24 protein-coding genes are annotated in these 21,118 nt (G+C 61.4%); 13 read left to right on the plus strand and 11 right to left on the minus strand.

Annotation, left to right across the window (positions count from 1 at the left end; translation table 11 throughout):
- Positions 1–49 precede the first annotated feature (49 nt).
- The 6 genes from BVG12_RS27470 (at position 50) to BVG12_RS35705 (ending at position 5,247) form a co-directional block, all read left to right on the plus strand.
- Positions 50–628 carry a helix-turn-helix domain-containing protein gene (locus BVG12_RS27470; RefSeq protein ID WP_075795172.1) on the plus strand — a complete coding sequence of 193 codons (579 nt, stop codon included), beginning with the start codon at positions 50–52 and terminating at the stop codon, positions 626–628.
- Positions 629–630: 2 nt separating this feature from the next.
- Positions 631–1,146 (plus strand): GNAT family N-acetyltransferase, encoded by a 516-nt coding sequence (locus BVG12_RS27475; RefSeq protein WP_075795173.1) that lies wholly within the window; start codon positions 631–633, stop codon positions 1,144–1,146.
- Between the two features lie 131 nt (positions 1,147–1,277).
- Positions 1,278–2,636, plus strand: a complete 1,359-nt coding sequence (locus BVG12_RS27480) for a hypothetical protein (protein ID WP_075795174.1) — start codon at positions 1,278–1,280, stop codon at positions 2,634–2,636.
- A gap of 559 nt (positions 2,637–3,195) precedes the next feature.
- On the plus strand, positions 3,196–4,326 hold the full coding sequence (locus BVG12_RS27485; protein WP_075795175.1) for a Fic family protein: 1,131 nt from the start codon (positions 3,196–3,198) through the stop codon (positions 4,324–4,326).
- 64 nt (positions 4,327–4,390) lie between these two features.
- Positions 4,391–4,603, plus strand: coding sequence for a helix-turn-helix transcriptional regulator (locus BVG12_RS27490; RefSeq protein WP_075796595.1), 213 nt, complete (start codon positions 4,391–4,393; stop codon positions 4,601–4,603).
- A 245-nt stretch (positions 4,604–4,848) separates the two neighbouring features.
- Positions 4,849–5,247 (plus strand): helix-turn-helix domain-containing protein, encoded by a 399-nt coding sequence (locus tag BVG12_RS35705; RefSeq protein ID WP_307189090.1) that lies wholly within the window; start codon positions 4,849–4,851, stop codon positions 5,245–5,247.
- A 115-nt stretch (positions 5,248–5,362) separates the two neighbouring features.
- On the opposite strand, the gene BVG12_RS27500 is transcribed toward BVG12_RS35705, so the two are convergent.
- Positions 5,363–5,575 carry a hypothetical protein gene (locus BVG12_RS27500; protein WP_075795176.1) on the minus strand — a complete coding sequence of 71 codons (213 nt, stop codon included), beginning with the start codon at positions 5,573–5,575 and terminating at the stop codon, positions 5,363–5,365.
- A 141-nt stretch (positions 5,576–5,716) separates the two neighbouring features.
- Between BVG12_RS27500 and BVG12_RS27505 the strand changes: the two genes are divergently transcribed.
- From BVG12_RS27505 to BVG12_RS27535, 7 genes are read left to right on the plus strand one after another with little or no spacing between them, the layout of a single operon-like run.
- Entirely contained in the window at positions 5,717–6,784 is a 1,068-nt protein-coding gene (locus tag BVG12_RS27505; RefSeq protein ID WP_075795177.1) for a helix-turn-helix domain-containing protein, read from the plus strand.
- Complete coding sequence (locus tag BVG12_RS27510; RefSeq protein WP_075796596.1) at positions 6,765–7,274, plus strand: PIN domain-containing protein; 510 nt, start codon at positions 6,765–6,767, stop codon at positions 7,272–7,274. The genes BVG12_RS27505 and BVG12_RS27510 overlap by 20 nt, the downstream gene beginning before the upstream one ends.
- Before the next feature lie 8 nt (positions 7,275–7,282).
- Positions 7,283–9,784 (plus strand): type I restriction-modification system subunit M, encoded by a 2,502-nt coding sequence (locus BVG12_RS27515; RefSeq protein ID WP_229503732.1) that lies wholly within the window; start codon positions 7,283–7,285, stop codon positions 9,782–9,784.
- Entirely contained in the window at positions 9,784–11,190 is a 1,407-nt protein-coding gene (locus tag BVG12_RS27520) for a restriction endonuclease subunit S (protein ID WP_075795178.1), read from the plus strand. The genes BVG12_RS27515 and BVG12_RS27520 overlap by 1 nt, the downstream gene beginning before the upstream one ends.
- Positions 11,177–14,173, plus strand: a complete 2,997-nt coding sequence (locus tag BVG12_RS27525; protein WP_075795179.1) for a type I restriction endonuclease subunit R — start codon at positions 11,177–11,179, stop codon at positions 14,171–14,173. The genes BVG12_RS27520 and BVG12_RS27525 overlap by 14 nt, the downstream gene beginning before the upstream one ends.
- 22 nt (positions 14,174–14,195) lie before the next feature.
- Positions 14,196–14,717, plus strand: coding sequence for an SLATT domain-containing protein (locus tag BVG12_RS27530; RefSeq protein WP_075796598.1), 522 nt, complete (start codon positions 14,196–14,198; stop codon positions 14,715–14,717).
- A gap of 4 nt (positions 14,718–14,721) precedes the next feature.
- Entirely contained in the window at positions 14,722–15,498 is a 777-nt protein-coding gene (locus BVG12_RS27535; RefSeq protein WP_075795180.1) for an SMODS domain-containing nucleotidyltransferase, read from the plus strand.
- Positions 15,499–15,557: 59 nt separating this feature from the next.
- Here BVG12_RS27535 and BVG12_RS27540 read toward each other — a convergent pair whose 3' ends face one another.
- The 10 genes from BVG12_RS27540 to BVG12_RS34755 form a co-directional block, all read right to left on the minus strand.
- On the minus strand, positions 15,558–15,917 hold the full coding sequence (locus BVG12_RS27540; protein ID WP_229503734.1) for a hypothetical protein: 360 nt from the start codon (positions 15,915–15,917) through the stop codon (positions 15,558–15,560).
- A 103-nt stretch (positions 15,918–16,020) separates the two neighbouring features.
- On the minus strand, positions 16,021–16,398 hold the full coding sequence (locus BVG12_RS27545) for a 3TM-type holin (RefSeq protein ID WP_075795181.1): 378 nt from the start codon (positions 16,396–16,398) through the stop codon (positions 16,021–16,023).
- An 11-nt stretch (positions 16,399–16,409) separates the two neighbouring features.
- Positions 16,410–16,886, minus strand: coding sequence for a DUF5675 family protein (locus BVG12_RS27550; protein ID WP_075795182.1), 477 nt, complete (start codon positions 16,884–16,886; stop codon positions 16,410–16,412).
- On the minus strand, positions 16,883–17,164 hold the full coding sequence (locus BVG12_RS27555) for a hypothetical protein (protein WP_075795183.1): 282 nt from the start codon (positions 17,162–17,164) through the stop codon (positions 16,883–16,885). The genes BVG12_RS27550 and BVG12_RS27555 overlap by 4 nt, the downstream gene beginning before the upstream one ends.
- A gap of 62 nt (positions 17,165–17,226) precedes the next feature.
- Positions 17,227–17,898 carry a 2OG-Fe(II) oxygenase gene (locus tag BVG12_RS27560; RefSeq protein ID WP_169926843.1) on the minus strand — a complete coding sequence of 224 codons (672 nt, stop codon included), beginning with the start codon at positions 17,896–17,898 and terminating at the stop codon, positions 17,227–17,229.
- Positions 17,891–18,601 carry a cupin domain-containing protein gene (locus BVG12_RS27565; RefSeq protein WP_075795185.1) on the minus strand — a complete coding sequence of 237 codons (711 nt, stop codon included), beginning with the start codon at positions 18,599–18,601 and terminating at the stop codon, positions 17,891–17,893. Before BVG12_RS27565 ends, BVG12_RS27560 begins: the two co-directional genes overlap by 8 nt.
- A 2-nt stretch (positions 18,602–18,603) precedes the next feature.
- A complete protein-coding gene (locus BVG12_RS27570) occupies positions 18,604–18,930 on the minus strand; it encodes a hypothetical protein (protein WP_075795186.1) in 327 nt (108 codons plus the stop codon).
- 82 nt (positions 18,931–19,012) lie between these two features.
- Entirely contained in the window at positions 19,013–20,029 is a 1,017-nt protein-coding gene (locus tag BVG12_RS27575) for a hypothetical protein (RefSeq protein WP_075795187.1), read from the minus strand.
- The gene (locus BVG12_RS27580) at positions 20,022–20,621 is read right to left on the minus strand and encodes a hypothetical protein (RefSeq protein ID WP_075795188.1); all 600 of its coding nucleotides are present in this window, start codon (positions 20,619–20,621) and stop codon (positions 20,022–20,024) included. Before BVG12_RS27580 ends, BVG12_RS27575 begins: the two co-directional genes overlap by 8 nt.
- 15 nt (positions 20,622–20,636) lie before the next feature.
- Complete coding sequence (locus tag BVG12_RS34755; RefSeq protein WP_179966244.1) at positions 20,637–21,110, minus strand: hypothetical protein; 474 nt, start codon at positions 21,108–21,110, stop codon at positions 20,637–20,639.
- Positions 21,111–21,118: the final 8 nt, after the last annotated feature.

The raw sequence follows: 21,118 nt of genomic DNA on the forward strand, positions 1-21,118 counted from the left end.
GTCCACAATATTTGACGTGGTGTCCTTCATATTGGAGAATGTCTCCATTATGAAAGACGATTCCTCCATCAACGGGCGTATCGCCCAACAGGTGCGGCTGCTGCGCAGCGAGCGCGGACTGTCGCTGGATGCGCTGTCGAACCAGTGCGGCGTCAGCCGGTCGATGCTGTCGCTGATCGAGCGCGGCGAGACGAGCCCGACGGCCGTCGTGCTCGACAAGCTGGCGGCCGGCCTCGGCGTGCCGCTGGCATCGCTGTTCGACGACCCGGCACGCAAGAGCGAGCCCGTCGCCCGCTGCGCCGACCAGGTCGTTTGGCAGGACCCACATTCCGGCTACTTGCGCCGCAATGTATCGCCGGAAGGCTCCCAGTCACCGACGCGTATCGTCGACGTGACGTTTCCGCCGCGTGCACGCGTCACGTACGAGGCCGGCGCCCGCACGCCCGCCGTGCTGCAACAGATCTGGATGCTCGAAGGCCGGATGGAGATCGTCCACGGCGCCGATGCCTATTTGCTGGAGACGGGCGATTGCCTCGCCATGCAGCTCGATGCACCGGTTTCCTTTTACAACCCGGGGGACGCGCCGGCGCGCTACGCGGTCGTCCTTACCACACTCGCCAGGAGCTGATCATGAGTTGCCGCGTTCGCCGAGTTGATGCGCTGCAGGAATCCGATATCGAAGGGCTGGCTGCCGTGTTGTTCGATTGCGTGGAGGGCGGGGCGTCCGTCGGGTTCATGCACCCGTTCACGCTGGGCCAGGCGCTTGGCTGGTGGCGCGGGCTCGCCGCCGACGTCGAGGCCGGCAGGCGCGCGCTGCTCGTCGCCGAGGATGAGCACGGCATCGTCGGGACCGTCCACCTCGTGCTGGCGCAGCCGGACAATCAGCCGCATCGGGCCGACCTGTGCAAGATGCTCGTGATGCGGCGGGCGCGCAAGCAGGGCGTCGGGGCGGCGCTGATGGATGCGGCGGAGAGGGAAGCGCGAACTTTGGGCAAGACGCTGCTGGTGCTGGATACGGCCAGTCAGGATGCGGAAAGGTTGTATGCGCGCATGGGGTGGAACCGGTTGGGTGTCGTGCCGGGGTTTGCGCTGTTGCCCGACGGTGGACCGTGTAATACGACATATTTTTATCGTCAGCTCGCCTGAGTCGTCTTGTGTCCCCCCGTTCTCACTTGAGACATGTCATGTCAGCCGCATAGGACGCGGCGTAGTTTTACGTTGATCACATTGGGGAGCCTTGGTTTGTTGTAGGCAACGTTCATTCAGAACGGGGGACAATGATGAAACGGCTGACATGGTGGCTCATTCCGGTGCTGTCGATCGCGGCGTTTGCGGCGTTGCAGGCCGCTTCCCAAACCGATGAATCCAGGGCGCCCGGCGCGATCGGGGAAGGCCGGGCATTGACGCCGATCGACCGGAAAATCGCGGACGACGCCAGGCAGGCCGTCGCCCAGGGACGACGAATCTTCCGCTTCGATACCTTTGGCGACGAAGCCTTCTGGGGCGACACGATCAAACTGCACCAGGCAATCCAGGGCGCGCGTTTCGGCGGCGTCGGCCCGGGCGTGAGCCCGAAAACCGCGTTGACGGTGGGGTTGAAGGTCGATGTCGACGCGCTACCGCCGACGGTGGTCGACAGTCTGAAGTCCGGCAAGATCGATCTGAACGATCCCGCGAATACGCTGGCCTTGCTCAAGGCAAACGCCGTCGTCGGCGTGACCGGGCGGTTCGATGCGAACGGCCGCTTGCGAACCATGGGTGTGCAATGCGCACTGTGCCATTCGACGGTCGACGATTCTTTGGCGCACGGGATCGGCCACCGGCTCGACGGCTGGGCCAACCGTGACCTCAACGTGGGGGCGATCGTGAATCTTGCGCCCGATCTCAGTGTCGTTGCGAAGATCGTGGGCCAGACCGAAAGCGACGTACGGAAGGTGTTCGCGGCTTGGGGACCGGGAAAATTTGACGCCGAATTCCTGCTCGATGGGAAAGGTTTTCGTCCAGACGGGAAATCAGCGGCAACCTTGCTCCCGCCGGCATTCGGCCTCGCGGGCGTCAACCTGCATACCTGGACGGGCTGGGGATCGGTACCCCATTGGAACGCGTTCGTCGCCAATCTGGCAATGCATGGCCAGGGGACCTTCTACGATCCTCGGCTGAATGACCCGGTCCAGTTCCCGGTTGCTGCACGCAACAACTTCGGCAATGTTCGCAATGAGCCCGATCTGATCAGCGCAAAGCTCCCGGCGCTGCACGTTTACCAGCTCGCCATCGTCGCGCCGGCGCCGCCCGCGGGCAGTTTCGACGCCAAGGCGGCGATGGTCGGCAAGCGCATTTTCGAAGGCAAGGCACGTTGCGCCAGCTGCCACGTTGCACCGATGTTCACGGAACCGGGCTGGAATATGCATACGGCGCAAGAGATTGGCATCGACGAGTTTCAGGCCAATAGGGCGCCGGACAAGCGGTACCGGACCGCGCCGCTGAAGGGCCTGTGGACGCACACCAAGGGCGGCTTTTATCACGACGGGCGATTCCCGACGCTGCTCGAGGTGGTGAATCATTACGATACCCACTTCAACCTGGGGCTCTCGGCGCAAGAGAAAGCGGATCTGGTGGAGTATTTGAAATCGATTTGAGCTTTTATTACGGACGTCGGTGACGCTAAGGCACAAAATCGCTGCGCGATTTTGCTTGGTCGGGCGAATCGGAGCGCCCTTGCGCTTGCAAGCGCAAGGGCTCTCGCGGGCTCGTCGCTGCGCGACTCGAATTCCCCGCTCGCCCCTCGTCCGTTCCGGACGCGGATTCAATTCCCGTTTTGCACTTGAGGTACAAAAACAAAGCCCGCCTCGCTTACGCGAGACGGGCTTTGTTTTTGAATACTGGTGGTGGGGTGGCTTCCAGCAGCCAACTGCGTTGAATGTGCGCAATACCGGAGTGCCGGCAAGTTGCGAAAGGCTGAGGGTTCCAGCGAAAAGTGGGGCTTGACAGACCAAAATCGCGGACGTTCGAGCTGCTTTCTCGCGTGACAGGTTGTCAAACAGTCAACTTCACAGACAGTCTGCCCAGTTCAATTCCCATTTACGGAATCGAACCCGCGTCCGCAACGGCAGCGGTGCGGCGAATAGACCAGCCTATCGCCGCATGAAATGCGGCGAATAACTTGCGCTTGCGGAGAATGCGCCTCATAATCTCCGCATGAACAGCGGCGATTACACTTACATCTGGCAGGCCAGCGACTGGCCGAGTTGGCGCTTCGACTTGGCTACCTTGGCCCGGTCGTTGGCTGACGTCAGCCGCGCCCAGGGCCTGCTCATGGGGCGGCTTGCCGACGTGGGCATGACCTTGCGCGACCAGGCAAGCCTATCGGCGCTGACTGAGGACGTCGTGAAGACCAGCGAGATCGAGGGCGAACAGCTCAACGTCGAGTCTGTCCGTTCGTCCATCGCCCGCCGCCTCGGCGTCGACATCGGTGCGCTGACCCCGGTGGACCGTCATGTCGAAGGCGTGGTCGAGATGGTGCTAGACGCCACCGCCAACTGCAACGCCACGGTCACCCGAGATCGCTTGTTCGGGTGGCACGCAGCCCTGTTCCCCACTGGCTATTCCGGCCTCGTCCGGATCAACGTTGGCGGCTGGCGCGACGATGCCACCGGTCCGATGCAGGTAGTCTCTGGCCCGCTGGGGCGCCAACGCGTGCATTTCGAAGCGCCGCCGGCCGACCGGCTGGGGTTCGAGGCCGACCGCTTTCTGGCCTGGGCCAACGGCTCGTCGAACGAGCCGCTGTTGATCAAGGCAGGGCTTGCTCATCTGTGGTTTGTCACCTTGCATCCATTCGACGACGGGAACGGCCGTATCGCCCGTGCCATCGGCGATTTGTTCCTAGCCCGTGCCGATGGCAGTCCCCAGCGTTTCTACAGTCTGTCGGCGCAGATCCAGCGGGAACGCAAGGCCTACTACGACATCCTGGAGCGGACTCAGAAAGGGTCGCTCGACGTCACGGAGTGGCTCACCTGGTTCCTTGATACGTTGCACCGTGCCGTCGATCAGGCGCAGCACACGCTCGACGCGGTCCTGGCCAAGACGAGATTCTGGCAGCATTGGGCCACGATGCCGCTGAACGAGCGACAGGTGAAGCTGATCAATCGACTACTCGATGGCTTTGAAGGCAAACTCACCAGCAGCAAGTGGGCGGCGATCGCCAAATGCTCACCGGACACAGCATTGCGCGACATCAATGACTTGCTGGCTCGCGGCGTGTTGCGGAAAACGAATGCTGGTGGTCGCAGCACCAGCTACGAGTTGAACGATTTGGCCGACAGGGAATGACTTGACTCGTGTGCGGAACAACGCCTTCATGGGCTCCTGCCAACTCATTCGCAAGGAGACCAAGATGGACGTCATGCACCTCAATCAAAAACAACTGGCCGCCCGCTGGAGCGTCAGCGAGGCCTCCCTCGAACGCTGGCGCTGCGAGGGTATTGGTCCCAAGTTCCTGAAAATTTGCGGTCGGGTGCTCTACCGGCAGGTCGACATCGAGGCCTACGAAGAGTCGTGCCTGGCAACGTCGACCAGGGCCGTTGCGCCTCAAGCCGGTACAGACTGAGAAATGTTCCGTTTCGTCGGTAGATATCAACAAGTGACGACGTTTCGGAACACGCGGTGCCCGCGACGGCGGTTGCAAGCCAAATTGCCGGTGCATTGAAAGTCTGCGGTCCGCAAGCGCAGACCGCTCAAGCAATTCGTTGAATATCAACAGCCTGCCCTCAGGCGGTGCGAGCAAGTGAGGGTTGTCAAGCTCACTCGACCAGATCTGAATACATAACTCCATCAACCCAAAGGAGTTATGTCATGGAAAAATATGTCCTATCTGAAAACGAACTGGCCGAGCGTTGGGGTGTGAGCCCAAAAACATTGCAGCGGTGGAGGAACGAAGGCCGTGGCCCTCGCTACCTGAAATTATCCAAGAGGGTAACTTACCCGTTGGTTGAGGTGACATCGTTCGAGCACAACGCGTTGTATGCATCAACGTCGGAACGAGCACAACAATGCGAATCCCCTCCGTCGTCGAATCTGTTGACAGCGGCGGAGGTCGCCGCCGCCATGGGGATGCCGGTTTATCTGTTTAGCAACAAAAAGGTGCGTGACGCTGCTGGCGTTCCATGCTTGCACATCAACGCCTCGCTGCGTTTCAAGTTGCATGACGTCATGGCTTGGGCTCAGCGCTGCTCAACCGAATCAGAACGGTAGCAAGAAGTTTTGAAGCGCCGGAAAACACAAATAGTCTTTCGGTCGGCGATTCCAAAGGCCCTTCCTTTCAAAACAAGGCGGCGGGGCCTTATACGTTTTGGTCTCGGCGTCGGGGCTACTTCTTCTTGATCAACTGATCGAGCGTCTCCACGCCTTCGCGTTTCAAGACCGTTCCCAGGTGGGCGTCGGAGCGGTAGCCCTTGGCGAAGTCGTCGCCATAGGTCTGGCGCAAGGTACCTACCTTCGTGTCACTGCGTTTCTGCCGGATCTCGCCGTTCTGATCGCGCATGCGGCCATCCAGGCCCTTCGGGAAATGCTTTGTAGCCATGTTTGGACTCCTTCGGCCGCGATGAGGGCTCAGGCACCAAGTGGCTTGGCACCTTGATGAACCGCAGGTCGGCCTGGACTGCGGTTTACAAATTGTACTATAATTTCGTTGCGTGTAAACCTCAAAGGAAAAGGCCACCCCATGTTCAGCGTTCGACTCCATCGGGCTCGGAAAGCAGCCGGGCTCTCCCTGCGCGACCTGGGCGAGCGCGTCGGCGTTTCCCATGCCGCTATCAAAAAGTACGAAGACGGCCTCGCCATGCCATCCAGCGACATCCTGATCGGGCTGTCGCGTGCGCTCAACGTGCGCACCGAGTACTTCTTCCGTCCCGAGCCCGTGGCGCTCGAAGGCATCGAGTACCGCAAGCGCAGCTCGCTGCCCAAGAAGCGACTGGACGCGATCACCCACGAGGTGATCGACCAGATTGAGCGGCGCATCGAGCTGGAAAACCTTTTCCCGCAGCCGCCCGTCAAGTCGTTCGCACCCGTCGAGGGGTTGCCAACGACGATCACCGCGATGGATCGGATCGAGGAGGTTGCCGAGCGTGTCCGCGAGACCTGGGATCTGGGTCTGGACCCGATTCCCGATCTGATTGATGTTCTGGAAACCAACGGCATCCGTGTCTTCATGATCGAGGCGGATGCCGAGAACCAATTTGACGGCCTCGCCGCTCGCGTCAATGGCATGCCCATTGTGGTCGTGGGACGCCATTGGCCCGGCGATCGTCAGCGCTTCACACTTGCGCACGAGCTGGGGCATCTGATGCTCGAAGGTCGTCTCCCCGATGATCTGGACGAAGAGATGGCGTGCAACCGCTTTGCTGGTGCCTTTCTGTTCCCGTGTGCCTCTGTGTTGCAGGAGCTGGGCAAACACCGCAACGCGATCGAACTCAAGGAACTCGGGCTGCTGAAGGAAGAGTTCGGCCTGTCGATGGCCGGCATTCTTTATCGCGCCCGAGACCTCGGCATCATCTCGCCTGCCTACCGCGAGGAGCAGGCCAAACTGTTCCGCTTCAAGGGTTGGTACCGAAAAGAACCGGGGCGCGACTACCCTACCGAGAAGGCGCACATCTTCGAGCAACTGGTGTTTCACGCGCTGGCCGAGGAGTACATCGGCGAATCGAAAGCTGCGGAACTGATGAACATGCCACTGCAACAGTTTCGGCGCGTCCGCTCTATGGAGGGCGGCGATGCTGCTGTTAATCAGTGATGCCAACATCTTGATGGATGTCGAAGTAGGCGACCTCGTGGCACCAATGTTCAGCCTCGGCTACCAGTTCGCCGTGCCTGACGTTCTTTACTACGAGGAGCTGGAAGAGCAGCACGCGCATTTGCTGGACATGGGGTTGCAGACTCGCACGCTGTCGGCGAAAAGCGTCGAACGTGTGCAGTCGCTGGCGCAGACCTATGCCAAGCCGGGGCGCAATGATCTATTCGCGCTGGCCTTGGCGGAAGCCGAGAAGTGTCCACTGCTGACCGGCGACGCCGCATTGAGGCAGGCAGCGGAAATGGAACAGGTTGAAGTGAGAGGCACGGTCTGGCTGATCGCCGAGATGGTGCGCGAGCAGCGCATCACTGTGGGAGTGGCCAGGGCGGCCCTCCACAAGATGCGCACCGACGGGCGGCGCTTGCCGTGGGATGCGGCCGAACAGATGTTGGCGACGCTTGAAGGAGCGCCGCCTCGAAAAAATGAGAAATGAGAACGAATATGGCCGATACAGAAATGGCAACGACAAATAGCAAGAAAGAGAATTTCAGCTCCGATGCCGAGCGCCAAGTTCGCCGACATGGCACGGGCGACTCGAAAGCTGGAGCAATAAAAGCGAATCGAGTGCAAGACCAAAGCCAGTTGAAGTGGGTCGCCGACTTCATCTGGAACATTGCCGATGACCGCCTGCGCGACGTGTACGTGCGCGGCAAGTACCGTGACGTGATCCTCCCCTTCACCGTGCTGCGGCGGCTCGATGCCGTGCTCGAATCGACCAAGCAGGCGGTGCTGGAGCGCAAGAAGTTCCTCGACACGCACAAAGTGGCCGAGCAGGATGGCGCGCTGCGGATGGCTGCCGGACAGGCGTTCTACAACACCTCCGACTTCACGCTCGAGAAGCTCAAAGCCAGCAGTGCCGGCCAGCGCCTGCGCGATGACTTCATCGACTACCTCGATGGCTTCTCGCCCAACGTCCAGGAAATCCTCACCAAGTTCAAATTCCGCGACCAGATTCAAACGCTGGTCGATGCCCACGTCCTCGGTTACCTCATCGAGGACTTCCTCGACCCCGAGGTCAATCTCTCTCCACTGCCGGTCAAGGATGCGGACGGCCGGATCAAGCTGCCCGCGCTCGACAACCACGGCATGGGCACAGTGTTCGAGGAACTGATCCGCCGCTTCAACGAGGAAAACAACGAAGAGGCTGGCGAACACTTCACGCCGCGCGACGTGGTCAAGTTGATGGCCAAGTTGCTGTTCCTGCCGGTGGCCGACCAAATCCAGTCCGGCACCTACCTGCTGTACGACGGCAGTTGCGGCACAGGCGGCATGCTGACCGTGGCCGAAGAGGCGCTGCACGAACTGGCGGCGAGCCACGACAAGGAAGTCTCGATTCACCTGTTCGGGCAGGAGATCAACCCCGAGACCTACGCCATCTGCAAGGCCGACCTACTGCTCAAGGGCGAAGGCGACGAGGCTGAGAACATTGTCGGCGGTGCTGACAAGTCCACGCTGTCGGCCGACCAGTTCCGGTCGCGCGAGTTCGACTTCATGATCTCCAACCCGCCTTACGGCAAGAGTTGGAAGACTGACCTCGACCGGATGGGCGGTAAGAAGGAATTCAGTGACCCGCGCTTCATCATCAATCACGGCGGCGATTCCGAATTCAAGCTCATCACCCGTTCCAGCGACGGGCAGCTGATGTTCCTGGTGAACAAGCTTCAGAAGATGAAGCACAACACGCCGCTGGGCAGTCGCATCGCGCTGGTGCATAACGGCTCCGCGCTGTTCACGGGCGATGCTGGCCAAGGCGAGAGCAACGTCCGCCGTTGGGTGCTGGAAAACGACTGGCTCGAGGCCATCATCGCTCTGCCACTCAACATCTTCTACAACACCGGCATCGCCACCTACATCTGGGTTCTGGCCAACAAGAAGGCCGCCCACCGGCGCGGCAAGGTACAGCTGATCGACGCCTCGCAGTGGTTCCTGCCGCTGCGGCGCAACCTCGGCAAGAAGAACTGCGAACTGGCGGACGCAGACATTGAACGCATCCTGAAGCATTACCTCGACCAGCCACCTACCGATGCGGAAGCCGCGAAGGCAACGCCGGAATGCAAATGGTTCGATAACGCCGACTTCGGCTACTGGAAGATTACGGTTGAGCGTCCGCTGCGCCTTAAGAGCCAGCTCAAGCGCAGCGCCATCGAAAGCCTGCGCTTTGCCACGGGCGACGAGGCGCTACGCAGCGAGATTTACGCCAAGCATGGCGACAAGCTGTACACGGAATTCGCCAAGCTCAAGCCCGAAATCGAAGCGTGGCTGAAAGGTGACGACGGCGACGAGGATGCCGACGACGAGTCGGATGACGAAGACGCCAAGACCACCAAGAAGGCCGTGCCGGAGAAGCGACGCAAGAAGCTGCTCGACCCCGCGACGTGGTTGCGCGACAAGACCCTGGTAGAACTGGCCAAGCTGGCCCAGCAGGAACTTGGCGAAGGCGTGTTCGACGACCATAACGAGTTCCGCACGCGCTTTGACGCCACGATGAAGGTGCACGACAAGAAGCTAGGCGCACCCGAAAAGAAGGCCATCTACAAGGCGGTGAGCTGGCGCGACGAAGCCGCACCGCCTGTTATTGCCAAGCGCAGCAAGCTCAAGGCGGGCGAGCATTTTGAACCTGGCTACGACGGGGCGTACCTGGAGATCGTGGGCAAGGATCGCTTCATGGTCGAGTACGAGGCCGATACCGACCTGCGCGACACCGAGCAGGTGCAGCTCAAGGAAGCCGGTGGCATCGAAGCCTTCTTCGTTCGCGAGGTGCTGCCCCACGCGCCGGATGCGTGGATCGCGATGGACGCCACCAAGATCGGCTACGAGATCTCGTTCGCGCGCTACTTCTACAAGCCGACCCCGCTGCGCACGCTGGAGCAGATTCGCGCCGACATCCTCAAGCTGGAAGCGCAAACCGACGGTCTGCTGCACAAGATTGTGGGGGCTGAGTGATGGCAGCAGCGAACGCTTATCCCGGCTACCGCACGGCGCGGATGCACTGGCTGCCGCCCGTGCCCGCACATTGGAACGAGCAACGCGCCAAGACCTTCTTCCGCGAGGTGGACGAGCGCTCCAAGACCGGACAGGAAGAACTGCTGTCGGTGTCGCATCTGACAGGCGTCACGCCGCGCAGCCAGAAGAACGTCACGATGTTCAAGGCCGCGAGCTATGTCGGTTCCAAGTTGTGCCGCCCCGGTGACATCGTAATCAACACGCTTTGGGCCTGGATGGCCGCACTTGGCGCGAGCAGGCACGTGGGCATCGTCAGTCCGGCTTACGGCGTATATCGCCCTCACCGTGCCGAGAGCTTCAACCCTGCGTATCTCGACTACCTGCTGCGGACCCGCGCCTACGTTGCCGAATACATCGGGCGCTCGACTGGCATTCGATCCTCGCGTCTGCGCCTGTACCCGAACCAGTTTCTCGACATCGCGTTACTGCAACCGCCGCGCCCCGAACAAGACCAGATCGTCGCCTACCTGCGGGCTCAGGATGCCCACATCGCCCGCCTTATCAAGGCCAAGCGCGAGCTCATCGGCCTGCTCAACGAACAGAAGCTGCGCATCATCGACCACGCGGTCACGCGCGGACTTGATGCCTCGGTCGCGTTGAAGCCTTCCGGTATCGAGTGGCTAGGTGATGTGCCTAAGCATTGGGAAGTTCAGCGGCTGAAAAACATCGCCAGCGTGGTTCTGGGCAAGATGCTGACCACCGAAGCCAAAAACGGCGACGGGGAATTCAAGCCTTATCTGCGCTCCACGAATGTTCAGTGGATAAAGCCGGATGTGCGTGACGTAAAGGAGATGTGGATCGCGAACTCAGAGATGGCGCAGCTTCGCGTTCGTAAGGGCGACCTGCTGGTAAGTGAAGGCGGTGAAGTCGGTCGTGCTTGCATGTGGAATGATGAACTGCCGGAGTGCTATATCCAGAACTCCGTGCACCGGGTGGCCGCCAAGCCCATGATGCCGCCCGAGTTCCTGTTCCACCAGTTCTTCGCTTACGGCAAGCGAGGACGTTTCAACGCCATCGTGAACCGCGTCAGCATCGCGCACCTGACACGTGAAAAGCTTGTGACGGTTCCGTTCACTGTGCCGCCTGTTGAGGAGCAAAAGGCCATCTGCAAGTGGATCGCCGACGAATGCCAACCACTCGACGATGCCATCGCCCGCGCAGAAGAAGAAATCAAGCTGATCCGCGAGTACCGCGACAGGCAGATTGCAGATGTCGTCACTGGCCAAGTGGATGTGCGCGGCTGGGTACCCGGCCCGGACGACGTGGTGGCTGAGGAAGACCTGGCTGCATTGGGCGGCGACGAAGAAATCGATACCGATGGGGAGGAAGACGATGGCGACGACTGACACCAGCGAGAAGGGGTTGGAAGCCCTGATCGTGCGCGACCTCTGCACCGGCGGCGGCTACGTGCAGGGCCAGCCCACCGACTACAACCGCGACGTGGCGGTCGACGTGGTGCAATTGCTGGCGTTTCTGCAGGCCACCCAACCCACGGTCTTCACCGCGCTGGAACTGGCAAACGAAGGCATCAAGCGCACGCAGTTCCTGCACCGCATCCAGGGTGAGATCGCCAAGCGCGGCGTGGTGGATGTGCTGCGCAAAGGTGTCAGCCACGGCCCCGCACATGTCGACCTGTACAAGCTGCTGCCAACGCCGGGCAACGTCAGCGCCACCGAGAACTTCGGCAAGAATATCTTCAGCGTCACCCGGCAGCTGCGCTACAGCAACGACGAGTCGCAGCGTTCACTGGACATGGTGATCTTCATCAACGGCCTGCCGGTACTGACCTTCGAGTTGAAGAACTCCCTGACCAAGCAGACTGTGGCCGATGCCATCACGCAGTACCAGACCGACCGCAACCCGAACGAGTTGTTGTTCCAGCTCGGGCGCTGCGTGGCGCACATGGCGGTGGACGATGCCGAGGTGCGTTTCTGCCCGCACCTCACCGGTAAGACCTCGTGGTTCCTGCCATTCAACCAAGGCTGGAATAGCGGCGCTGGCAACCCGCCCAACCCGCACGGCCTGAAAACCGACTACCTATGGAAGCAGATGCTGCAGAAGGACTCGCTGGCCAATATCATCGAGAACTTCACGCAGGTGGTGGAAGAAGAAGACGAAAAGGGCAAGAAGCGGCGCAAGCAGGTGTTCCCGCGTTTTCACCAGCTGCGTACCGTTCGAGCCTTGCTGCGCCGCGCCCGCGAGGACGGCGTCGGCAAGCGCTACCTGATCCAGCACTCGGCGGGCAGCGGCAAGAGCAACACCATCGCGTGGCTGGCCCACCAGTTGGTGGAACTTAAGACCGCTGCCGATGCGATGCTCGCCCAGTTCGACTCGGTCATCGTCATCACCGACCGGCGTGCGCTGGACACTCAGATCGCCCGCACCATCAAGAGCTACGACCACGTTGCGTCGATCTTCGGCCACTCAGAGGACGCCGCCGAGCTGCGCACCTTCCTGCGCAAAGGCAAGAAGATCATCGTGACGACGGTGCAGAAGTTCCCGTTCATCCTCGATGAGTTGGGCGACCTCGGCAATAAGAAGTTCGCGTTGCTGATCGACGAGGCGCATTCCAGCCAGGGCGGCAAGACCACCGCCAAGATGCACATGGCCCTGTCGGGCGCGGCTGGCGACGATGAGGATGACGAAGAATCCGTCGAAGACGCCGTCAACAAGCTGATCGAGTCGCGCAAGATGCTGCCGAACGCCAGCTACTTTGCCTTCACGGCCACGCCGAAAAACCGCACGCTGGAGTTGTTCGGTGAGCGCTATATGGAAGGTGGCGAACCACACTACCGTTCGCCGGAGGAGCTGACCTACACGACCAAGCAGGCGATCCAGGAGGGCTTCATCCTCGACGTGATTGCGAACTACACGTCGGTGGACAGCTTCTACCACGTCGCCAAGACGGTGGAGGACGACCCGGACTTCGACAAGGTCAAGGCGCTGAAGAAGATTCGTCACTACGTCGAATCCCACGACAAGGCCATCCGCAAGAAGGCGGAGATCATGGTTGATCATTTCATGGCGCAGGTGGCGGGCAAGCAGAAGATCGGCGGCAAGGCGCGGGCGATGATCGTATGCAACGGCATCGCGCGGGCCATCGACTACTGCCGCGAGGTGTCAGATTACCTCACCACGATCAAGAGCCCGTACAAGGCCATCGTGGCGTACTCGGGCGATTTTGAGATTGGCGGGGTGAAGAAGACTGAGGCCGACCTCAATGACTTCCCGAGCAAGGACATCCCGTCCAAGCTCAAGCAAGACCCGTATCGCTTCTTGATTGTCGCCAACAAGTTCGTCACCGGCTTCGACGAGCCGCTGCTGCACACGATGTACGTGGACAAGCCGCTGGCGGGCGTGCTGGCAGTGCAAACTCTGTCGCGCCTGAACCGGGCCCACCCGCAGAAGCGCGACACTTTCGTTCTGGATTTCGCCGACAACGCCGAGGCGGTGAAGGCGGCCTTCCAGGACTATTACCGCGCCACGATCCAGACCGGCGAAACTGACCCCAACAAGCTGCATGACCTGAAGAACGATCTCGATGCGAAGCAGGTGTACAGCTGGCAGCAGGTCGAGGACTTGGTGGCGCTCTACGTCACCGGTGCAGACCGGGACAAGCTCGACCCCATCCTCGACGCCTGCGTTGCCGAGTACATCGACAACCTGAACGAAGACGACCAAGTCGAGTTCAAGGGCAAGGCCAAGGCCTTCGTGCGCAGCTACGGCTTCCTCGCGGCGATCCTGACTTACGGTCACCCGGCTTGGGAAAAGCTGGCGATCTTCTTGAACTTCCTGATCCCGAAGCTCCCTGCCCCGAAGGAGGAAGACCTCTCCAAGGGCGTGCTGGAAGCCATCGATATGGACAGCTATCGGGTGGAGGCGCAGGCGTCACTGAAGATGTCGATGGAGGATGCAGATGCCTTCATCGACCCGCCCCCGCCTGGTGGTGGTGGCGGTGGTGGCACGCCCGATATCGACAAGCTATCGAACATCATCCGGGCCTTCAACGATATGTTCGGCAACATCGAGTGGAAGGACGGCGACAAGATTCGCAAGGTCATCACCGAGGAGATTCCTGCCCGCGTCGCGCAGGACAAGGCCTACCAGAACGCGCAGGCCAACTCCGACAAGCAGAACGCGAAGCTGGAACACGACAAGGCGCTGAATCGCGTGGTGCTGGAGCTGATCTCCGATCACACCGAGCTGTTCAAGCAGTTCAGCGACAACCCCAGCTTCAAGCGCTGGCTGACCGATATGGTCTTCGACTCGACCTATCACCCGGGCGCAGTGCCGCCAAAGGCTCCGCCGCAGACGGACGCATCGGCGTGAGGTGAAGATGGGAGAGCACGCAATGAACGAAATGTCCGCAGTCGATCAAAACAAGATTTCTGCCTTGCGCCGAGAGGCCGAGCGGCTGGAAGAGGATGCAACGTATTCCAGCAAAGGGCACTTCAACGCCGAGGATACATGGGTGCGCCGCAACTACTGGTTGGGCGTCCCGGCAACCGTTCTCGGGGCCGTCGCGGGAGCGACGCTGATCAAGAGCCAACCTGAATGGGCGACAGCGTTCACCCTGCTGGCATCGTTGCTCACTGGGCTGATGACCTTTCTCAAGCCCAACGAGCGTGCGGCAATGCACCGGGCCGCCGCTGGTCAGTTCCTTGCTCTTCGGAACGAGGCACGGTTTTTCCGGGAGATCGAACTACTTCAGTCAGATCGACTGGACGAGCTCCCCGAGCGACTAAAGGCGCTTTCGGCAGCGCGCAATGAGTTGAACTTGAAGAGCCCGAGTATTCCGCGACGGGCATTTGTCGTCGCCCGCAAGGGCATCGAAGAAGGTGAGGCGACGCACAGAGTGGATGGGGAGGGCTGACAGCATGTCGGTATTGAATTTTCTGACGGACATGGCCAGCAATGCCGTGCTTTCTTCGTCCGAGCAGTCGTCGATCACGACATCGATCACGACGCTGCAATCCCGGATGGCGCTGCATTTCGACAGCGGCGTGATCAAGCAGCACTTCCGCTTCGGATCGTCAACGCGAGGCACGATCTTGCCGCGTTCGATGGATGAACACTCGGACATCGACTACATGATCGTTTTCAGCGACAACACCGCCACGCCACAGACGTATTTGAACAGGCTGAAGACCTTCGTCGAAAAGCGTTATGGATCATCGGAGATTTACCAGTCCAGCCCAACCATCGTCCTCGAGCTGAACCACATCAAGTTTGACTTGGTGCCCGCGACGACGACTTGGCTCGGCGAGCTTCAGATTCCCAATGGCTCCGGTGGTTGGATAGCCACGAATCCGAACGACTTCAATGCCACGCTCGAAGCCAAGAACAAGGAGCACAAATCGCTGATCAAGCCGACCATCCGGCTGTTCAAGTACTGGAACGCGACCAGCGGGCTCCCGTTCGAGTCCTTCATGATGGAGAAATGGGTGTGTGGCCTGAGCTTTTGGTGGCTGACGAACCAGAAGGACTATTTCTTTGCTGTCGTCGACAAACTGAACACCAGCTCGTCGTACTCGCAATGGGTAAACAACGAGATCACGCGCGCAAAGAACATCGTGGCCAACGTCCGGCAGTACGAGAAGGACGACATGCCAGTGTCGGCAGAGAACGAAATCAAAAAGCTATTCCGGCTCTAAGGGGAATTTTATGGCATTGAATCTGGCGAAGGCCGTACTCGCGTAACGGCCTGATTGTGTTATTCGAGATGGCCTACAACATCGAGACGTTCATCCCCGCGCTGAAACGCTCCAAACCACGCCGTGCGGGAATCGGTGCGAGCTAGGCTCACCAGCAAGGCAAATCCCTCGCAACCCCGCCCCTCGGCTGTGGAGAAGTCGGTGGTGTCGAACTTGGCCTCGCGAACGAGCGTAGTCGCGACGGATTTCATGGCGTACTCGAACAAATCGAGCAGGTTTGCCTGCGTGTTGGTGTCGATGTTGCGTGCAGAGACGTCATCGATGATGGCCTTCTTGTATCGGTTGCTCATGGGATGTGCTCCGTTGTTGATATGGGTGACATGAACGCTCTGTTCGGAGGTGAAGCCAAGCGCTTCCATGCCTTTCCTGGTTCGGGCGTTGCGAAGCAGCAAAGGTGACCCGCATTGCACAAACCATCTGGCCCCGATCGCCAGCGGAACGCGTCAATCAACAGCCGATCGTTTAAGCTGCCCCGTTCACCCGCTCCGCAACATGCAGCCCACCCAGGCCCAGCATGCCAAGCGTGAGCGTGGCCAGCGGCCCAAGGTCGAGCGACGGCAGGTTGAGCGGATGGCCGGCAGCAGCAGCCACCGCATTCGTGAGCGGCCCGCCAACGAAGTTCCAGAAATACCCCGCGACGCACACCCAGCCCAGCCCCCCGCGCCAGTGTTGCAGTGGGTCCGAGCTCTGCGCCTCCGCCTTGTCGATGTCGGTCTGCGTCTGAATGAGCGCCAGCGTCGCTGCCAGCTTGGCCTTGTCCTCCTCGGTCTTGTCGGGGAAGAACATGCCGATGATGCTCTTGGCGGCTTCCGCCGCCGTGCCGATGCCGGTGATGTCCATGGTGGATCTCCTCAAGCGTGGCAGGCGGCAGGTTCGCAACCCTGCGCCCATTGATAGCTGACGGTGTGCTCACCGCTGCCGACGAATGCAATCAGCTTGGCCAGCGTCACGCGGCTGTCGAGGATGGCGAGTTGCCCATGCCCGTCGTCATTGGCCAGCGACCCGTAGCGGCTGCCGACCAGCGTGCAGCCATGCACCTGAGTTTCCATGCCTTGCGACACGTCACCCGCAAAGTTGCCGCAGTGGATCAGGCAGTTCTGCCGGCCATGTTTGTCTTCCAGGCGCAGCACGTCACAGTCGAGATGATCGGAATGCCAGATCGTCGCGCGGTAGCTGTCGTCGATGACGCAGGACACCCCCGGCGTGTTGTCCTGCCAAGGCAGTTCCAGCGTGAGGCAGGTGAAGGTTTCACCTACCGGGTTCGTGGCGACCAGTTCGCCCGGGGTGCCGCTGGCCGTGGATTGTTTTCGGGTGATGACGATGTTCATTTGAAGCCTCCGCTCTTGGTAAAGGTGTAGCCGGCCAGGGCCAGAAGGCCAGCGATCAAAATGCGTTTGAGCCAACCGACCACGCCGCGCCCGATCACGCGTTCGAACTGCGCCTGCAGCGCATCGGACAGGGCTTGGGACAACACCGGCGCCGATTTCTCGAACGCCTCGCACAGGGCATCCGCCAGGGCCTGCCGGTCGCTTTCCGACAGCACGCCGCCGGTATGGCGGTCGGTATGCGAGCCGATGGGACGGCCGCATTCACAGACATCGCTCATGTCTGACTCCTCTCGTTGAAATGTGGAATGCCGCCGGAGCCGGTATCACGGCCCGGTCGGACCTATTCGGGGTAGCGCCCCTCGCGTAGCCACTTGACCGCGATCCATTTCTCGCCGTCGACGACGGCATTGCCGCTGTGCAGCGTCAGTGGATCGAGCTGGCCGTCCGCCGTGCGGTATGAGAAAAAGCAGGCATTGCCTTGGACGGCTGCCACCTTGACGCCGGCACGCGGGAATTCCGTTTCCCCGCCGAAGGGAACGGTGTTCAGATAGGCGATGAAGGTGGCGATGCGTTGGCCGCCGTTTTCCGGCCGGACGATGTCGGCGGACGACGGACTCTCCGGCGGAAAGTAGTCCCAGTGCGGGACGTAGTGCTGGCTTGGCAGGTAGTGCAACACCTGCAGTCCTTCGCCGTTTTCCGGGGGGATACCGGAGAGCTCCGCGATGTGAAGCTCGATGTCCGCCACCAGTGCAACTTCCCCGCGCCGGAAATGGCACCCGGAGCTGGTGCGCGTGTCGTCGATGCGCACCCCTTCGGCATGGTGCACGACCGACGATCGCTTCATGCGCGGGCGGGCCAGATCGATCAGGGAGCGGCAGGCGTCCTCGTCCAGAAACCCGCCCAGCACGACGATGTTGGGAGCCTTGACCGCCATCAGCACCTGGTGCCGACGCCCCGCAATGCACAGTGGCGCATCGGAGTACGTCAACTGGACGCTGGCAGGATCATTCATGACGTGCAGCCGACAGATAGGTGCGGTTGAGCATCGGGTGATCCTGATCGGTCGGCCCCCAATCGCCATCCGGGTGGAAAGCGATGACGTCGAGCCGCTGATCGTCCGTCCGGAAGCGATGCAGCTCGCGCTCCTCGATGCAGAACAAGGTGCCGGCGGTCAGCGGGATCTCGCGATCCGCGAAGCAGGCAAAGCCGGAACCGCTGGCGACCACGCCCAGGCGGATCGAAGGATGGATGTGAAACGACTGGCGCACGCCAGCCGGGAACGACAGATGGTTCAGGCTCGGGTCGCCCTTGCGCGGCGGATAGACCAGCAGCGAATCCGAGCAGTTGTCGATGTAGCACAGCCGTCCCGAGGCCTCGATCGGGCCGCCGACGAGTCCCTGCCCACGAAAGCCATGCCGGATCACGGCGAAGACCTGGGCGTCATCGTCCTCGCCCAGAAGCAGCGTGGCCGGCTCGCTGCCGGTGGCGTGGCAGAAATACTGCCACTGGCCTGCCTGGCGCAAAATCTTCGGTTCATCCGCGTTGCCCGCGCCCGCGATGATCGAGGCCGCCTGATCGGCGTGGCCGGCAACGACGAAGCCATACAGCGTGCAAAACGGCGGGACGGTGATGTGATCCTTGATCGGCCTGGATAGCAACCAGGCCTGGCACGGGTACATGCTGTGCCGGGCGTCGATATAGGCGCCGGTTTTCATGATCAGGCCCCCGTTTTGGTGGTGTTGACGACGATGCCGTTGGCCTTGTTGTAGGCGCTGGCCGCGCTGGAGACCTTGCCCAGGTCACCGCTGTTGGCGGCCTGAAAGCTGTCATAGGCCTCCTGGCTTTCCCAGACGGTGGTCGTGGTCTTGGTCAGCCCGTCGGCCGACATCTCGACCGACCGGGACTGCACGGCCGGATGCGTGCGCACGGCGTGGCCGACGTTGGCGATCGCGGTTGCGACCTCGGGATCGAGATTGGCGCTGTCTTTGAAGACGGGCACGTCGCTGGCCGGGCGCGTGGTGGTTTTGGTGACGGTGAAAGACATGGCTATTCCTCCTTCGGAAGGATGGGTTGAACAAATGGGGGCGGCGCGGGCCGCGAATCGAAAAACGAACGGAGCGACGCGTTCAGTCAGAAAGGACAAACGCCTGCAAGCCGGCCTGATCGACCGGCGCGCCATCGGTGGTGATGGCAGCCACCGGCGGATACTTGAAGACCTTGCACAGCGAGCCGATCTTCATCTTGGTCAGATAGCTTTGATCGCCGGTGAACGCGACGATGTAGCGCTTGGCCGGCATCTTGTAGGTGTCGATGCCGGCGCCCAGTTTGTCGGCGGGATGCGTGAGGCTCCAGCGTTGGAACGCCTCGGTGTCGAAGAAATGCCGGACCTTGCCGAGCAATGCGCGGTAGTCCGAGCCCGGCGGCTCATAGAGCAGATGCCGGTACTTCACGTGCTGCCATTTCTGGGAGAAGTTCCACCACCACAGAAAGTCCTGGGCGCTGACCAGGGGGTACGGGGCCTCGTCGGCGATCGGCGCATAGCGCCGATAGATCGCGGCGCCGGTCTCGGCGTCCCCGGCGATGCTGCCGAACAGGCGAGGCAGGACCAGGGCATGCGACTGCGCCAGGCTGTCGAAGCCTAGTCGCCGCGTGGCTTCGAGCATCAGATCGGAGCCGAATAGCTGGTCACCCAGTTCACCGGTGACCACCGTTTCGTCGTACAGCCCGCCCTTGCCGACCGTGCGTTGCACCGACAGCTTGCCGGCGATGTGGGCCTGGTAGAAGCCCGGGTTCTCGGCGATGCTGTGGCTCGACAGGTACACGGTCAGCCGGTCATGTTCGTTTGCGGGCAAAGCCTTGAGCAAGGCAACCAGCGTCACCGTCGAATCGATGCCACCCGACCACATGACGTGCAGCCGCGCATGCGTGTCGAGCAGTTCCCGCGCACGGGCGTCGCAGCAGTCCGCAAAAGACATCTGCGGACCCGTCCTTACATCCGGCATCGGGCAGCATGCGCCGAAGCGCAGCAGATCGGGCTTGCATGCCAGGCGCGAGGTCGTGACGACACCTCCGATGACCTGGCGCAGACCGCTTGCGAATGGGTTGTCCCGCACCAGATTGCGGGCGACCAGTAAGTCAGTCATGGCATCCGTACCTCACGAACAGCGTGTCCAGATCGTCGTGATCACGCGCGGCACAGACGGCCGCCAGGGCATGTAAGCGGCGCACCTCGGACTGGATCAGTGCGTCCTGCCGGTCGGCGTATTCCATGCGCACCCGCTCTGCCGCTGTGGCCAGCGTGGTGTTCCAGGTTGTGGCCATGGCCTCCAGCAGCGGCAATGCTTCACCGTCCTGGCCACTCGAATCGTCCAGCGTCTGGCATTCGGCATGGGCGAGATCGAGCAGCCGGTCCTGCAAAGGCAAGGATCTCGAGGCGAACGCGGTCCGTTGCGCTCGCAAGGCCGCATGCACCCGATCCATCAGCAGCAGCCGGCGGTAGTGGAAGCGGTAGTCCTGCGCGTCGGGTGGCGCTACTTCCACCACCCCGTCGCGCAGCCGGTAGCGATACGGCTTGCGGTAGCTGAAGTCGTCCGGCACTTCGCCCCAGTGGTGGAAGGGTTCGTAGCGCTCGTCGATCTCGCGGGCGAGGTGCTGCCGGTCGAGGTCGACGTAGTTGATGACGTAAAGGATCACGCCGGTCGGCATGAATTGCAGACCGGCCATTTGCAGGTACATGGTCGTCTCCCTGGATCAACCACCGGGTGGTGGAGGTGGCGGCGGAGGTGGCGGTGGCACCGGAGTCGGTGTGGGCGTCGGTGTTGGTATTGGTGTTGGTGTTGGTGTTGGCGTTGGTGTTGGTGTTGGCGTTGGTGTCGGCGTCGGCGTCGGCGTCGGCGTCGGCGTCGGAGTCGGAGTCGGAGTCGGTGTGGGCGTGGGAGCTGGCGCCGGTGGCCGGTAGTTCGCCAGCGCGGCGGCGACCGCTGCATTGATCAGGGCCTCGATCGCCTGCCTGAGCTGGTTGAGCGCGTTGCGGTCGGGTGCGAGCCCAGCTGCCAGGATGACATTGCGGATCTCCTCGCTGACCTGATAGAACCAGTAATCCCCCGGCGTGGTGGCCGGCGTATTGGTGGCCGGATTCCCGTCGGTCGGGTAGCCGATCGACGGATTGGCCGGCACGGCAGGTGGTGTTTGGGCGGCGTTGGCCTCCCAGACGCGGTTGTCCATGTGATCTC

Origin of the sequence: Massilia putida, from assembly GCF_001941825.1 — a bacterium.
GTDB classification, from domain to species: Bacteria; Pseudomonadota; Gammaproteobacteria; order Burkholderiales; family Burkholderiaceae_D; genus Telluria; species Telluria putida.

Excerpts from the sequence above, each read along its gene's own strand:
- BVG12_RS27505 (WP_075795177.1), top strand. The coding sequence starts at position 5,717 with ATGTTCAGCGTTCGACTCCATCGGGCTCGGAAAGCAGCCGGGCTCTCC.
- BVG12_RS27525 (WP_075795179.1), top strand. The coding sequence starts at position 11,177 with ATGGCGACGACTGACACCAGCGAGAAGGGGTTGGAAGCCCTGATCGTG.
- BVG12_RS34755 (WP_179966244.1), bottom strand. The coding sequence starts at position 21,110 with ATGGACAACCGCGTCTGGGAGGCCAACGCCGCCCAAACACCACCTGCC.
- BVG12_RS27550 (WP_075795182.1), bottom strand. The coding sequence starts at position 16,886 with ATGAACATCGTCATCACCCGAAAACAATCCACGGCCAGCGGCACCCCG.
- BVG12_RS27500 (WP_075795176.1), bottom strand. The coding sequence starts at position 5,575 with ATGGCTACAAAGCATTTCCCGAAGGGCCTGGATGGCCGCATGCGCGAT.
- BVG12_RS27485 (WP_075795175.1), top strand. The coding sequence starts at position 3,196 with ATGAACAGCGGCGATTACACTTACATCTGGCAGGCCAGCGACTGGCCG.
- BVG12_RS35705 (WP_307189090.1), top strand. The coding sequence starts at position 4,849 with ATGGAAAAATATGTCCTATCTGAAAACGAACTGGCCGAGCGTTGGGGT.
- BVG12_RS27480 (WP_075795174.1), top strand. The coding sequence starts at position 1,278 with ATGATGAAACGGCTGACATGGTGGCTCATTCCGGTGCTGTCGATCGCG.
- BVG12_RS27540 (WP_229503734.1), bottom strand. The coding sequence starts at position 15,917 with ATGGAAGCGCTTGGCTTCACCTCCGAACAGAGCGTTCATGTCACCCAT.
- BVG12_RS27475 (WP_075795173.1), top strand. The coding sequence starts at position 631 with ATGAGTTGCCGCGTTCGCCGAGTTGATGCGCTGCAGGAATCCGATATC.
- BVG12_RS27580 (WP_075795188.1), bottom strand. The coding sequence starts at position 20,621 with ATGTACCTGCAAATGGCCGGTCTGCAATTCATGCCGACCGGCGTGATC.
- BVG12_RS27565 (WP_075795185.1), bottom strand. The coding sequence starts at position 18,601 with ATGAAAACCGGCGCCTATATCGACGCCCGGCACAGCATGTACCCGTGC.
- BVG12_RS27560 (WP_169926843.1), bottom strand. The coding sequence starts at position 17,898 with ATGAATGATCCTGCCAGCGTCCAGTTGACGTACTCCGATGCGCCACTG.
- BVG12_RS27490 (WP_075796595.1), top strand. The coding sequence starts at position 4,391 with ATGGACGTCATGCACCTCAATCAAAAACAACTGGCCGCCCGCTGGAGC.
- BVG12_RS27515 (WP_229503732.1), top strand. The coding sequence starts at position 7,283 with ATGGCCGATACAGAAATGGCAACGACAAATAGCAAGAAAGAGAATTTC.
- BVG12_RS27530 (WP_075796598.1), top strand. The coding sequence starts at position 14,196 with ATGAACGAAATGTCCGCAGTCGATCAAAACAAGATTTCTGCCTTGCGC.
- BVG12_RS27470 (WP_075795172.1), top strand. The coding sequence starts at position 50 with ATGAAAGACGATTCCTCCATCAACGGGCGTATCGCCCAACAGGTGCGG.
- BVG12_RS27520 (WP_075795178.1), top strand. The coding sequence starts at position 9,784 with ATGGCAGCAGCGAACGCTTATCCCGGCTACCGCACGGCGCGGATGCAC.
- BVG12_RS27555 (WP_075795183.1), bottom strand. The coding sequence starts at position 17,164 with ATGAGCGATGTCTGTGAATGCGGCCGTCCCATCGGCTCGCATACCGAC.
- BVG12_RS27535 (WP_075795180.1), top strand. The coding sequence starts at position 14,722 with ATGTCGGTATTGAATTTTCTGACGGACATGGCCAGCAATGCCGTGCTT.
- BVG12_RS27575 (WP_075795187.1), bottom strand. The coding sequence starts at position 20,029 with ATGACTGACTTACTGGTCGCCCGCAATCTGGTGCGGGACAACCCATTC.
- BVG12_RS27545 (WP_075795181.1), bottom strand. The coding sequence starts at position 16,398 with ATGGACATCACCGGCATCGGCACGGCGGCGGAAGCCGCCAAGAGCATC.
- BVG12_RS27570 (WP_075795186.1), bottom strand. The coding sequence starts at position 18,930 with ATGTCTTTCACCGTCACCAAAACCACCACGCGCCCGGCCAGCGACGTG.
- BVG12_RS27510 (WP_075796596.1), top strand. The coding sequence starts at position 6,765 with ATGCTGCTGTTAATCAGTGATGCCAACATCTTGATGGATGTCGAAGTA.